Here is a 12,231-nt window from a genome sequence, read left to right as displayed (position 1 = left end):
TCTCCTAGTTATTTTGTTTCTTCTGTAGGAGGTGCAACCCTGGAAGTTCTTAAGTGCTATATTAAAGATCAAGAAAAGCCGTCGTAAAACGACGGGGTTTTAACCCAAATTTTCGATAATGGCCGGAATTGAGGGATTGAGGATTAAAAATTATCGAGCGCTCAAGGATATAACCCTGGGCAAGTTATGGAGCGCCAATTCAGACTTGAATTGGCCTAATCTTTTTGCCTTGCCCATCAATTTCTCAAACTTTCCTTTAGGATTAATTGAGCAATACTGAAATAAATAAAAATTCCTAAAACATCAACCACTGTCGTGATAAAAGGAGCAGACATTAAAGCAGGATCAAATCCCATTTTGTTAAAGATAAAAGGTAATGCTGTACCTGTCGTCGCTGCAATAATTGAGATAGCAATTAAACTAATTCCCACTATAAAACCAATCTCTGGTTTACCTAAGAATACGAAAACCATAGCAATCACAATGACGGCTAAAATGATCCCTAATAATCCCCCTGTTATTAACTCTTTCACAATAATTGAAAACGGTTTCTTATCTCTTAATTCATCAGTACTTAATCCCCTAATAACAACGGTCGATGACTGTGCGCCTATATTTCCCCCTGCATCAATTAATAATGGGGTAAAAAAGGCTAAGGTAACTACTTCTTCTAACACTTCCTCAAAATTACTCATTAAAAAAACTGTTGCAGAATTCGTGATTAATAAGATTAATAACCAGGGTATTCGTTTTTTTGTGATTCTATACAAGCCCAATTGAAAGTAATTTCGCTCATCAGATTCTGTGTTAATTGCTCCCATTTTATAAATATCTTCAGTTGCTTCTTCCTCTAAAATGTCGATGACATCATCTACCGTAACTACCCCTAATAAGTTTTCATCTTTATCAACAATTGGCAAGGCTAATAAATCATAGCGTTGAATCAATTTAGCGACTTCTTCTTGGTCGGTATCGGTATAGGCATAAATAATATTTCTGTTCATAATTTCAGAAATTATGGCTTCTGGTTTAGCAACAATTAAATCTTTTAAAGATAAGGTTCCTTGTAATCTCTTATTATTATCTGTCACATAGATATAGTAAGCCACTTCAATTTTATCGGCTAAATTTCTGATTTTAGCTTGGGCTTCATTAGCGGTAATAGTTTCTTTAACATAGATATATTTCGGGGTCATAATTCGCCCTGCTGTATCAGCAGAATACCCGAACAATAAAGCATTTAACTCTCTTTCTTCAGGGGATAATTGAGCCACTAAAGTCCTCGCTAATTGAGGAGGTAACTCATCAAATAACTTGACTCGATCATCAGGAGACATATTATTAATAATTTCAGGTGCTTCCGCATCTTTAAACTTTTCAATTAATAAGTATTGGGTATTTCTATCTAAATGTTCATAAACGTCAATGGCTTGAGATTTATTTAAAAGTCGGAAAGCAATGATTTGTAGGGTTTTAGGTAAGTCCGCAATCGCTTCTGCTATATCCACGGAAGCGACGGGAATTAATAGAGTTTTAGCTGCGTCATAATTTTTGGCTTCTAAAAAAATAAGTAACTGATTTGTGATAACATCTCTCAGGTCACTCTTAGAGCCTTTGGGAAAGCCGATTTCAGTGTTATTCATAATTGATAATTGGGTAAGGTAACTAAAAAGGGAAGCTCGAAAAATTGATGGAGGATACAAAAGGATTGTAAGCGAAGAAAGTAGAGTGGCACAAGCGAACAAATGAACCAAGCTGATTCTGCGTCTTGAAAAGCTAGATTAAAAAAGCTCAATCAACAGAAAGACTTTCTCCTGAGACTGAATTAGATACAGCGTTTCTGATCAAGAACTGTAACCTAATTTTGTATTAACGACCGACTCCTGAAAACGAAAACTTTTGATCTCAGACTAAATCCGGTTATTAAAGACCGATTATCTATTCCTCCTTTTGCCTCTTGCATGAGTGCCTGTCCTGATATGTAGGGTTTGCAGCAAAAAGTTTTTCGGTTACCTTTTCAAAACAGGATTTAGTCTTAGATGCGATCGCCTCGCTCGCTCCTTCCCGGGGCTTGACATAAATCCCGCAATAATGTTATAGTAAAAGACTGGCTTAAGCCAAAGACAGCAGGTGCGAAACAGCTTAAATACCCTGCCGAGGTCAAAGCGAGAAAACAGCAGCCAAAAAGACTAAAGAGAGATATTTTCTGTCTTGGTCGTGCCTGAACTGGATTCTCTCCACTCAACCCCGGCGCTACAAGGGGTTATTTTTGCGCCTGTCTGTGGAACCGGTCCCCCGCATACAGGAGGTAAACAAGGGATGGGGAGAAGCAGAGAAAGCAAGGGAGTAATTCTAGAAGAATTAAAAACCTCCCTGAGCGAAGCTCAATTAACGATGGTCATTGACTATCAAGGTTTAACAGTCGCCGAAATCAGCAATCTACGCCGCAAATTGCGCCCCACGGGAACAATTTGTAAAGTCACCAAAAATACTTTGATGGGCTTGGCGATCGCTGAGGATAGTGGCTGGGAACCGATGAAAAGCCTTTTATCGGGAACATCCGCCTTTCTGCTCGTAAAAGAGGATATCGGTGGAGCTTTCAAGGCCTATCAAGAGTTCAAAAAAGAAAGCAAAAAAACCGAATTGCGCGGCGGTGTCCTCAAAGAAGGGACCAAAGGTCAACTGTTAACAGAAGATCAGATCAAAGCCATCGCCGATTTACCGTCGAAAGAACAGTTAATCGCTCAGGCCGCTGGCGCAATCAACGCCATTGCCACCAAACTGGCCCGCAGCATCAACGAAGTTCCCGCATCTTTGGCCCGTGCCGTCGATGCCGTGGCCCGTCAAGAAGAAAAAGAAGCGGCTTAACACCGCACCAATCAATCACTGAAAACAATTAGGAGTCTAACCCATGTCTGCTGTAGCTGAAATCTTAGAAAAACTCAAAACCCTTACCCTCTTAGAAGCTGCCGAATTAGTCAAAGGTATCGAAGAAACCTTCGGAGTTAGTGCCGCCGCTCCGGCCGGTGGCATGATGATGATGGCTGCTCCCGGGGCCGCTCCCGCTGCCGCCGCTGAAGCTGTGGAAGAACAAACCGAATTTAACGTCGTTCTTGAAGAAGTTCCCGCCGACAAGAAAATTGCTATTCTTAAGGTAGTGCGCGAATTGACTGGTTTAGGACTCAAAGAAGCGAAAGACCTGGTAGAAGCAGCTCCCAAAGCGGTTAAAGAAGGCACCAACAAAGATGATGCCGCCGCCGTCAAGAAAAAACTGGAAGATGCTGGGGCAAAAGTTAGCGTTAAATAGATCGCCACTGATTCTGGGGAGCTAGATTACATCCCCAGACAAGCCGAAAAGCTCATTTCCTGATACTATAGGATTGTCATAGCAATCTTGTAGGATGTCCAACCATGGAAAGCGTCGCTTACATTTTGGTTTTAACTATGGCCTTGGCGGTAATTTTCTTCGCCATCGCCTTCCGGGAACCTCCCCGGATTCAAAAGTAAATTTCTTAACTCCGTTTAACTTAATAATTTTCTTCCCTGAGCCGCCCGCTTGTCCAAAGCAGGTTAGCGGCTCTGGTTTTCGTATTTAAAGGCTTAAATTAAAGGTTCCCCTCACCGAGCGCCTCCTATGCAGTGTCCTAATTGTCAGCATACCGATAGTCGCGTTTTAGAGTCCCGTTCCTCCGAAAACGGTCAAAGCATTCGTCGTCGTCGTGAATGCTTACAGTGTAAATATCGGTTCACCACCTACGAGCGCATCGAATTCGTGCCGATCACGGTGATTAAAAAAGATGGTAAACGGGAATCTTTTGATCGCTGCAAACTGCTGCGGGGTATCGTCCGCGCCTGCGAAAAAACTGGCATTCCCCCCTCAAGATTAGAGGCGATCGTCAATGATATCGAATCCCGTCTGCAGCAAGACTCAAAGCGGGAGGTAACAAGTCAGGAGATCGGTCAATTAGTCCTAGAATACCTCCGGCAAGAATCGGAAGTGGCCTATGTGCGCTTTGCTTCGGTTTACGGCAATTTTCAGGGAATTAGAGACTTTATCGCCGCTTTAGCGCTGCTGCAATCCTCCGAAATCGAACGCGCTCATCCTTCTTGGTCTCAAGTGGAAGAAGCCAGCGTGATCACCTCATCTTAAATAGTCCCCGATTCAGTTATAATTAGGATCCCTTGTGCTATTTAAAGCCCAAGCTCTGGTTAGATTCTTAAAAGTCATTCTTGAGGCGAATTGCCTGCAAGAAAGCCGGATGCGGCAGTTCATCCCCTAGGCCCTGCCTAGGAACTAAATTGGGAGGTATCTCCTTTCTTTAGAAACTGTACATCACATAGGAGGAAAAACCTACGGAAATTCCGAGGCCCAAACAACGTACATGACCACCCAAAAAACCGCAAACAAAAACATAGGCTTTACCCATGAAGATTTTGCCGCCCTTCTAGACAAATACGATTATCATTTCAGTCCGGGAGATGTTGTCGCCGGGACTGTTTTCAGCATGGAACCCCGGGGAGCGCTCATCGATATCGGTGCTAAAACCGCCGCTTTTATCCCCGTGCAGGAGATGTCGATCAACCGCGTCGATAATCCCGAAGAAGTTTTACAACCTAACGAAACACGGGAATTTTTCATCCTTACCGACGAGAATGAAGATGGACAGCTAACCCTGTCGATCCGTCGCATTGAATATATGCGCGCTTGGGAACGGGTGCGTCAATTGCAAAAAGAAGATGCTACCGTGCGCTCAAATGTTTTTGCCACTAACCGTGGTGGGGCATTAGTCAGGATTGAAGGTCTCCGCGGCTTTATCCCCGGTTCTCACATTAGCACCAGAGAGGCGAAAGAGGATTTAGTTGGTCAGGAATTGCCCTTAAAGTTTTTAGAAGTGGATGAGGATCGCAACCGTCTGGTTTTAAGTCATCGTCGCGCTTTAGTGGAACGCAAGATGAACGGTTTAGCCGTGGGACAGGTGGTAATCGGTTCCGTGCGCGGAATTAAGCCCTACGGTGCTTTCATCGATATCGGTGGAGTCAGTGGTTTACTGCATATTTCCGAAATCTCTCACGATCACATTGACACCCCCCACACGGTTTTCAATGTCAATGATGAGTTAAAAGTGATGATTATCGATCTCGATGCCGAAAGAGGTCGCATTTCCCTCTCGACTAAACAATTAGAACCCGAACCGGGAGATATGCTGAAAAATCGCCCGTTAGTGTTTGAAAAAGCGGAAGAAATGGCGATTAAATACCGAGAAAAACGTCTAGCGGAAGCGGAAGGCCGCACTGTCTCGGAAGTAGTCGCAGAAATCGAAGGTCCTCCCGCCTTGGAGGAGGAAGATTTAGTTCTCGCTGCCACCGAGGAGTAGGTCAGTTATCAGTTATCAGTTATCAGTTATCAGTTATCAGTTATCAGATGTGAGTTTTTAGTGGACAGTCTTAAGTAGGGTTTGCGGCAAAAAGTTTTTCGTGGGGGCAGGGTGTAGGGTTTTACCGATTTTCAGGTGGTCAACTACCTAATTTTCAGGGAAAAAGTCCCGGAATTTTCCCCCTGATCACTCCCAGACCAGGCACTTTTGGATTTCAAAAAAGCCTAAAGATATTATCCAACAAGGTTTTTAGATTTATTCAGCAAGCTCTAAATAGAAGTTTCCTACTGTCTTTTCACTGATTACCGTTTACTGATCACAGCAAAAAAGTTGGCTGCTCCCTGTTTAATTTCAATCCTGAAAACCGACACTGCTGGCAAATCCTGTAATTCCGGTCATCTCCTCACTACTGTTGGCATCGAGGAAACGATCCAAGTCATCGAAAGCGGTTCCGTAGGTAATAGTGTTATCGTCGTATCCTTTCAGACTGACGGTATGTTGATTAAAAGCTTGGTGGAGATGGGGTAAACCGATGAGATAACTGTAGGTAGTTGTTCCGATGGCTAAATCCCTACCCATTTCTTTAGTAGCCGACTCTAAACGAAAAGCGGCGTTGACCGTATCGCCGATCGCCGTATAATCTGGATGTTCACCGCTGCCAGTATTGCCCACCATGGCATAACCGGTATTCACTCCCGCACCGATGCGTAATTTAAAGGGTAAGGGATATTCTTCGCTTAAGGCGCGGGTCATCTTGTATATTTGCGTAATTGCTTGGAAAATTTGCAAGATATCGTCTTGATTGACTTCCTGTTGACCGTGAAACCAGATGGCCATGATCGCATCACCAATATATTTATCTACCCAACTGCCGGAACTGCGGATAATACTCCCGGCATGGCGAAACCAATTGCCAATCAGAGAAGAAAGCACTTTTTCGTCTAATTGCCTCGTTAAAGCCGTAAAATTTCGTATATCCACCACCATCACCGATGTTAAGCGACGTTCATGGAGGGTGGAGGTGGGGATATCCCATTCTAAATTGCGCGGTTGCTTGCCTATATTAGTGGGAGTAGGACAATAGAACTGCACTGCGGTTTTGCCAAAGGTGATCCGATCTTTGTCATGGATAGTCACGGGAATGGCTACCCTTCTGCCATTAACAAAAGTTCCATTGCGACTACCGAGATCGATCAGATAAAAATCTCCTGTTTCCGTGGATTGTAAAATAGCGTGATTGCGGGAGATACAGTGATCTTTAATGACGATATCGTTATCTTTGCCCCGTCCGATTGTCCAGTAAGGTCTCCCCACGAGAGGGAAAAAACGCTGTCCCTTCTCGGTATGGAGTAGTAAATAAGGATTTTGTCCTAGTATATCCACGGGTAGATCAGCGGTAATAGATGGGTGATGGTAACTACACATTTTATACCCCACATTCCAGACATTTTCATATATCTAAGTAGGTAGGTGGAAATGGGAATTAGCCAGGAAAACCCTTAGGCCAGAGAAGCGGTAATCCAAAATAAACCATCGACTAAAATTGTACTCAATACGGCTCCGCTAAATGCCCACCAATAGCATACCCGTTTTTGCAAAGGATAGATACCGATCGCTAAGAGCAGGTTGAGCAGCACGATCGCCCAACTGATGCCCCAGGGGGTCTGTATTTGGGCCAAGGCGTTATCAAATATCGGCGCTACTAGGTTGGGGTCTAGTTCCACGGTCATTAATTGTCGCCAGTAGGGAATTAGTCCCGTTAGATAGAAATATAGGTCGGTGATGGCGGTTCCTAACAAAGAACCGAGATAGAAAAGATTGCCCACTTTGCCGCGACCTTTGCATAATCCCCAGAGAACAAAGGGCAGCCCGATCGCTTCCATGGGAATATGGATCAAGGGTTCCCAACGCCACCAACCCCAGTACAGAGAACCGGCTAACCAACTCCAACTAAAGCCCAAAAGTAAATCCCCCCAAAGACTGATTTTTGCTTGTTTGAGCAGCCAAATCCCTAAACCCACCCAGAAAACGGTTAAACCTAGGCTAATTTCGGGATAGTAGCGCACTAGGGGCGCTTGTACGAACACGGGGACTGATACCAGAAATGCTGCTGTCCAAAAGACGGATTGACATTTTTCCCAGTTAGGGACTAGGGGTTTCAGGCGATCGGAATTGCTGGGGACTAGGGTAGAGTTGAGCAAAGGATTTCAGAATTGTTACAAAACTTTACTTATATTAAGATACATCATTCTCTTTCTACTATATCCCCCCTAGGGGGATTTGGGGAAATTAAAAAATTGTTTTTGGCAATGCGCTATCCTGTTAGAATCGAAACGACAGCAGCGATCGAGGAGTGCAAAAAATATGGCAGCGGGCCATGAAGAAAATCCGAGAATGCCCCTAGATAAAGTTATTTTTGTCATTGCTTGCGTCTATCTAGGTTGGGTGGTGGCATGGCTAATCAGTCAAAAAAATGCCCCTGTCTCTCAAAATGGCCCGATTTCCCAGGAAGAGCAAAAGTTTATCGCCTATCTGCAATCATCCCTTGCTATTATCGATCGCCAAGGTCAAACTTCATCCCCCGATCCTGATCCTGATCCCCAAAATAACCCTTCTCCGGTAGCCACAGTTCCACCACCACCCCCTGCTAATTTACCGGTTAATAATAGTCCCCAGATCATAGAAAGAATTTACGTTCCCGTTTATCCCCAAACTCCTCCAACTACCGCCAAACTTGTCCCGGTTACACCCCCAAATCCCGACATTTCCGCGCCACCATTACCGGCTGCCCCCCAAGTGAATCGGCCGTTGGCAGCGGTTATTCCTACCAATAATCAGGTTAAAAATACCCTGGTGGGGGTGATGGATTTAGGCGATCGATCTTCGGCTTTATTTGATAATAAGGGGATAACTATGCGTATTTCTCCGGGGGAATTTATCAACGGTTGGACTTTAGTGGAAGTTGGTAGTCAACAGGTTATTTTGTCTCGCAACGGGCAAACGAAAGTCTTAGAAGTGGGACAATCTTTTTAGGGTGAACTACCCGCTGGGCGAGATTGTCGGGGCTTCTGAACTCACGGGGGAATGCCTGAAGATAGACTTACGCCCACCTTGCGGATTTGGTATGATAGAGACAATTAGAACAGGTTTGAGAACTAGGAAAAAATCTATCAATCTCCATTAATAAAACACCTTATTGACAAACATTTTGTTAACGAAGAAAATAAACTGTAGCGGTAATAATACTCAGAATTACCACAGTCCAGCGCAGATAACTAGGAGAGATAATTCTAGCTAGTTTTCCACCCAATAAACCCCCAATTAAAGAGCCAATTGCTATCACTATCGCCGCCGACCAATATACCTGATTAGAAAAGAGAAAAAACCAAGATGCCGCCACGTTAACCACCAAAGAAAGCAACTGTTTTAAAGCATTTAATCTCGTGAGATTATCCTTGAGAAATAAGCCCAAAATTGCCAACTCGATCACACCTAAACCCGCTCCAAAATAACCACCATAAATTGAAGCGAGAGCGATGGGTAAAACCGCCCAAATTTCTGGGATATTGCCCTTTTTATCTCCCTGTCGCCGCTGCAACCAAGAGCGTAAAGTATCTTGAAAAGCCAATAAAGCTGCCGCTAAAAGAATCAGAAAAGGAATCAGGCGATCAAATACTTGATCACTGCTATTTAACAGCAAAATACCACCGATAATACCGCCAATAACTGCCGATGGTAGCAATAACTGAATCCGTTTTTGTTGCCCGTGCAGGTCTTTTTTTTGGGCGAGAGTTGCCCCCAGATAACCGGGGCATAAAGCGACGGTATTAGTCACATTTGCCATTACCGGTGGGATACCCACCGCCATCAGCGTCGGAAAAGTAATCAGACTACCGCCACCGGCAAGAGCATTAATTAAGCCGGCAGCCACGGCAGCGATTGCTAGGAAGCCATAGTGAATAGGCGTGAGCATTTAGGCGTTAGGGATAGTAATTAGGGCTAAATCAATTTTTTCCTCGTCAACTTGCTTAATTTCGGCTCTAATTCCCGGTCCAAAGTATCTTTCGATTTTTTCTTGTTTTGCCAGCCACTTTTCTAGGGGTAAAAGGGGCGATTCAAATTCTAGGGTGAGACAATAGGCGGAATCAACAGCAGTTTCACGAATTGCCACTAAAGTCGGTCTTTCCTCGTCCGTGGGGCTTAATCCCAGCTTTTCTAGGGCTTCATCCAGATGCACTTCCTGTCCGTAGCGATAGCGGGTGACATCCTTGCGAAGTTTGGTTTGGGTGATAGTAGCCTGTTGTTGGCGCAATTGCAAGATTTCGGGGCTAGTGGGTTGACTGAAGGGTATAGGTTTGATTTCTGAAGCTTTTAGGGCTAAACCTCCCAATAATAACGGTAATCCGTAGAAAAACCCCGCTAAATTGACCGTGGCGTTACCTTGGGCATAACCGATAATCCCGATAACCGTTAAAATACTGCCTAAAATTAAGCCAAAGTATGATAGTCTAATTTTCCTGAGCATGAAATAATTTTTTTCTTGAGTACGCTAATCCTTTAGAGATTATACAACTCAAAAGAATCTTTTTCGCAGATGGGCAGTGGGGAGATTTTTCAGTTATTAGCTACTGAAGGCAATTAGTGTCTATTGCCTATTGCCTATTGCCGATGTACTCGCAATTTCTCAATTAATTGAGATAATTTCTGGTCAGAAGCGGCAGTAATAAAGTCTAATTTAAACTTTTTTCCCTGACTGAGATATTCTGCATAACTAGACAGAAGAAAAGGACGAAACTTTTCATTATCAGCAATATAAACTTCAAAAAAAGCCACCAATAAAGCTCCCGCATAATTCTCGATTAAATTTTGATCGGGTAAAGTGATATTGACCACAGACTCGAGGGTTTTTTGCATTCCTGCATCCAATTCTGTAAAATTTACATGAGCTTGTCCCTCCACCATGGCCAGATATTTATCCGGCGTTTTTAACCAAGTAAAAGGAATGGCCTGTTCAAAAATTGGATTAGCTGCTGGGTCATAACTTCCGGAACCCAAGAGGACAGGAATCGAGATTTTACTTAAACCTTTTTCCCCAAAAATACTGCGGTTAACGGGATTAGCTGCAAAGACAGCCGTGACTCGTTCATCGCGAAAATTATAGACCTGTCTAGGCAATTCTAGGGCGCGACATTCCAGTAAAATAGCGATATTAATCCCGGAGTAAGGACGATTACAATCTTGGGCGAGATTATCAAAATCAATTTGTGCGCCGGCAACAGCTAGAGACGCATAACCCCCGAAGGAATGACCCGCTACTCCCACATTAGTTAGGTCAAGTTTACCTTGAAATTGACTAGCATTACGTCTTGCTAATTCATCGATGACAAAGCTAATATCTTTGGGTCGATTAATAAACTCATTGCCATCAAAAATATTGCGATAATACCCCCCTAACATTCCTTGTAGGTATTTCATATCACTGCCAGGGTGTTGCGGTGCCGCTACTAAAAATCCGTAGGAAGCTAGATGTTCAATTGCTTGGGCATAATCTTCCGGTCGCGAGGCTAATCCGTGGGAAAAAATAATTACAGGTGTTTTGCCTTCTCGGAAAGTTTGCGGGATATAAACATTCACATATAAACTGCGATTGCGACTGCTATCGGTTAGGTTCCAAACTTCTTTTTTTACCTGAAAGCTACCGCGCTGACGCAAATCGGGTAAACTGGCATAATTAATCGCTGGTTTAACGGCAGCGGTTTCCTCGGCAGTCCAGAGGCGCATATCTTTGATAAATATTTCCGCCACATAAACCGCATAATCGATGGTTTTAGCTAATCCGAGGATTTCTTCCCCCTGTAACTGTATATTATTGGGGAATTTTTTCAGCACATTTAAAAGGGTTAATCCTCCTGGATCAAAAGCGGCACTAACAAGCGCACCCCGCAGGGCATATTTACCATTAATTCCCCCTTCAATGGTGATGCCTTTGCCCAAACGAGAGAGCATATCAGCACCCATCACACTATTAAAAAAACGAGATAGTAAAATAGGATCGATGTCAATTTTTGTTAATAAAGCCTCACGAAACTTCTCTCTTGCTTCGGGAGTTGTTCTGGCAAGAAATCTTTTTAAATTAGCATCAATCTTTCCTTCTTTAGCAAAATTTTCTAGGGATGCTACCGATACAGAAAAGACGAGGGGAGTATAGACAAATTCAATTTCTTCAGCGGCTTTTAGGGGTAAAGCGGTCATACCCACAGCGAAAAGACTTAGGAGGAAAGCTCGCAGCCGACGGGTGGAATTATTTCTGGGAAAACGACCTTGTAAACTGTGGCTAATCATGCGGTTTTTGGCTAGGGTAAATGACAATATGTGAACTACTCTCAAGGTCGTTGAGAGCTTCCTATTTCACGGGGGATTGCCTCAAGACGGACTTACGCCCAGATTTTGGTCTGACATCCCCTCTATAGGCAGTATCGCTAGTTCCTAACGACAATATCCGTAAGCTTTCATCTCGAATATTTATTGCCGCATTTATGTCCCGGTCATGGATTGTTTTGCAATGCTCACAAGTCCAATTTCTAACATCAAGCGGCAAACTACCCACTTGATTTAGACAGACATGACAAGTCTTATAACTAGGGAAAAACCTATCAACTTCAATATAGGTTTTTCCTTGCCATTCTGCCTTGTATTTAAGCATTGTACAAAACATTCCCCAACTACAATCACTAATGGCCTTAGCTAAATTATGATTGGGTACCATGGCTTTAACATTGAGGTTTTCTACCGCAATAACTTGGTTTTCGTTAACTATCTTACGGGATAGCTTGTGGAGAAAATCCTCACGACATCT

General features: G+C 43.5%; 13 protein-coding genes, 1 pseudogene and 1 other annotated feature. Of the genes and pseudogenes, 7 read left to right on the top strand and 7 right to left on the bottom strand.

Annotation, left to right across the window (positions count from 1 at the left end):
- Positions 1-87 (top strand): annotated as a pseudogene (locus tag EWV84_RS07450) (IS200/IS605 family transposase); the annotation flags it as partial.
- A 149-nt stretch (positions 88-236) separates the two neighbouring features.
- Here the strand turns inward: EWV84_RS07450 and mgtE are convergent.
- A complete protein-coding gene (gene mgtE, locus EWV84_RS07445) occupies positions 237-1,643 on the bottom strand; it encodes a magnesium transporter (RefSeq protein ID WP_287077497.1) in 1,407 nt (468 codons plus the stop codon).
- A 456-nt stretch (positions 1,644-2,099) separates the two neighbouring features.
- Positions 2,100-2,217: a sequence feature (ribosomal protein L10 leader region), on the top strand.
- A 102-nt stretch (positions 2,218-2,319) separates the two neighbouring features.
- Between mgtE and rplJ the strand changes: the two genes are divergently transcribed.
- The 5 genes from rplJ (at position 2,320) to EWV84_RS07420 (ending at position 5,375) form a co-directional block, all read left to right on the top strand.
- Positions 2,320-2,868, top strand: a complete 549-nt coding sequence (rplJ, locus tag EWV84_RS07440) for a 50S ribosomal protein L10 (protein WP_002737633.1) — start codon at positions 2,320-2,322, stop codon at positions 2,866-2,868.
- Positions 2,869-2,911: 43 nt separating this feature from the next.
- On the top strand, positions 2,912-3,307 hold the full coding sequence (gene rplL, locus EWV84_RS07435; protein ID WP_149986343.1) for a 50S ribosomal protein L7/L12: 396 nt from the start codon (positions 2,912-2,914) through the stop codon (positions 3,305-3,307).
- Positions 3,308-3,411: 104 nt separating this feature from the next.
- Entirely contained in the window at positions 3,412-3,507 is a 96-nt protein-coding gene (locus tag EWV84_RS07430) for a photosystem II reaction center protein T (protein WP_071823417.1), read from the top strand.
- Between the two features lie 127 nt (positions 3,508-3,634).
- Positions 3,635-4,150: a transcriptional regulator NrdR gene (gene nrdR, locus EWV84_RS07425; RefSeq protein WP_002757126.1), complete on the top strand. Its 516-nt coding sequence runs from the start codon at positions 3,635-3,637 to the stop codon at positions 4,148-4,150.
- A 232-nt stretch (positions 4,151-4,382) separates the two neighbouring features.
- Entirely contained in the window at positions 4,383-5,375 is a 993-nt protein-coding gene (locus tag EWV84_RS07420; protein ID WP_004162767.1) for a 30S ribosomal protein S1, read from the top strand.
- 351 nt (positions 5,376-5,726) lie between these two features.
- Here EWV84_RS07420 and EWV84_RS07415 read toward each other — a convergent pair whose 3' ends face one another.
- Together EWV84_RS07415 and EWV84_RS07410 are read right to left on the bottom strand one after the other, a co-directional pair.
- The gene (locus EWV84_RS07415; RefSeq protein ID WP_425185800.1) at positions 5,727-6,758 is read right to left on the bottom strand and encodes an adenylate/guanylate cyclase domain-containing protein; all 1,032 of its coding nucleotides are present in this window, start codon (positions 6,756-6,758) and stop codon (positions 5,727-5,729) included.
- A gap of 116 nt (positions 6,759-6,874) precedes the next feature.
- The gene (locus EWV84_RS07410; protein WP_287077494.1) at positions 6,875-7,576 is read right to left on the bottom strand and encodes a DUF3120 domain-containing protein; all 702 of its coding nucleotides are present in this window, start codon (positions 7,574-7,576) and stop codon (positions 6,875-6,877) included.
- A 163-nt stretch (positions 7,577-7,739) separates the two neighbouring features.
- Here EWV84_RS07410 and EWV84_RS07405 point away from each other — a divergent pair, with 163 nt between their 5' ends.
- A complete protein-coding gene (locus tag EWV84_RS07405) occupies positions 7,740-8,408 on the top strand; it encodes a hypothetical protein (protein ID WP_286825421.1) in 669 nt (222 codons plus the stop codon).
- Positions 8,409-8,586: 178 nt separating this feature from the next.
- Here the strand turns inward: EWV84_RS07405 and EWV84_RS07400 are convergent, their stop codons facing one another.
- The 4 genes from EWV84_RS07400 to EWV84_RS07385 all read right to left on the bottom strand — a co-directional run.
- Positions 8,587-9,348, bottom strand: coding sequence for a sulfite exporter TauE/SafE family protein (locus EWV84_RS07400; RefSeq protein WP_286825422.1), 762 nt, complete (start codon positions 9,346-9,348; stop codon positions 8,587-8,589).
- A complete protein-coding gene (locus EWV84_RS07395) occupies positions 9,349-9,900 on the bottom strand; it encodes a DUF2854 domain-containing protein (RefSeq protein WP_287077493.1) in 552 nt (183 codons plus the stop codon).
- A 134-nt stretch (positions 9,901-10,034) separates the two neighbouring features.
- A complete protein-coding gene (locus tag EWV84_RS07390; RefSeq protein WP_287077492.1) occupies positions 10,035-11,717 on the bottom strand; it encodes an alpha/beta hydrolase in 1,683 nt (560 codons plus the stop codon).
- A gap of 61 nt (positions 11,718-11,778) precedes the next feature.
- A partial coding sequence (locus EWV84_RS07385) for an RNA-guided endonuclease InsQ/TnpB family protein (RefSeq protein WP_287077491.1) occupies positions 11,779-12,231 on the bottom strand: 453 nt, incomplete at its 5' end.

The organism is Microcystis sp. M_QC_C_20170808_M3Col (assembly GCF_007095505.1).
GTDB lineage: Bacteria > Cyanobacteriota > Cyanobacteriia > Cyanobacteriales > Microcystaceae > Microcystis.
This window is presented reverse-complemented; position numbering and strand designations above follow the sequence as displayed.

What these genes read in the sequence shown, in the direction of transcription:
- EWV84_RS07405 (WP_286825421.1), top strand. Translation starts at nt 7,740, where the DNA reads ATGGCAGCGGGCCATGAAGAAAATCCGAGAATGCCCCTAGATAAAGTT.
- EWV84_RS07400 (WP_286825422.1), bottom strand. Translation starts at nt 9,348, where the DNA reads ATGCTCACGCCTATTCACTATGGCTTCCTAGCAATCGCTGCCGTGGCT.
- rplJ (WP_002737633.1), top strand. Translation starts at nt 2,320, where the DNA reads ATGGGGAGAAGCAGAGAAAGCAAGGGAGTAATTCTAGAAGAATTAAAA.
- EWV84_RS07390 (WP_287077492.1), bottom strand. Translation starts at nt 11,717, where the DNA reads ATGATTAGCCACAGTTTACAAGGTCGTTTTCCCAGAAATAATTCCACC.
- EWV84_RS07395 (WP_287077493.1), bottom strand. Translation starts at nt 9,900, where the DNA reads ATGCTCAGGAAAATTAGACTATCATACTTTGGCTTAATTTTAGGCAGT.
- mgtE (WP_287077497.1), bottom strand. Translation starts at nt 1,643, where the DNA reads ATGAATAACACTGAAATCGGCTTTCCCAAAGGCTCTAAGAGTGACCTG.
- EWV84_RS07430 (WP_071823417.1), top strand. Translation starts at nt 3,412, where the DNA reads ATGGAAAGCGTCGCTTACATTTTGGTTTTAACTATGGCCTTGGCGGTA.
- nrdR (WP_002757126.1), top strand. Translation starts at nt 3,635, where the DNA reads ATGCAGTGTCCTAATTGTCAGCATACCGATAGTCGCGTTTTAGAGTCC.
- rplL (WP_149986343.1), top strand. Translation starts at nt 2,912, where the DNA reads ATGTCTGCTGTAGCTGAAATCTTAGAAAAACTCAAAACCCTTACCCTC.
- EWV84_RS07420 (WP_004162767.1), top strand. Translation starts at nt 4,383, where the DNA reads ATGACCACCCAAAAAACCGCAAACAAAAACATAGGCTTTACCCATGAA.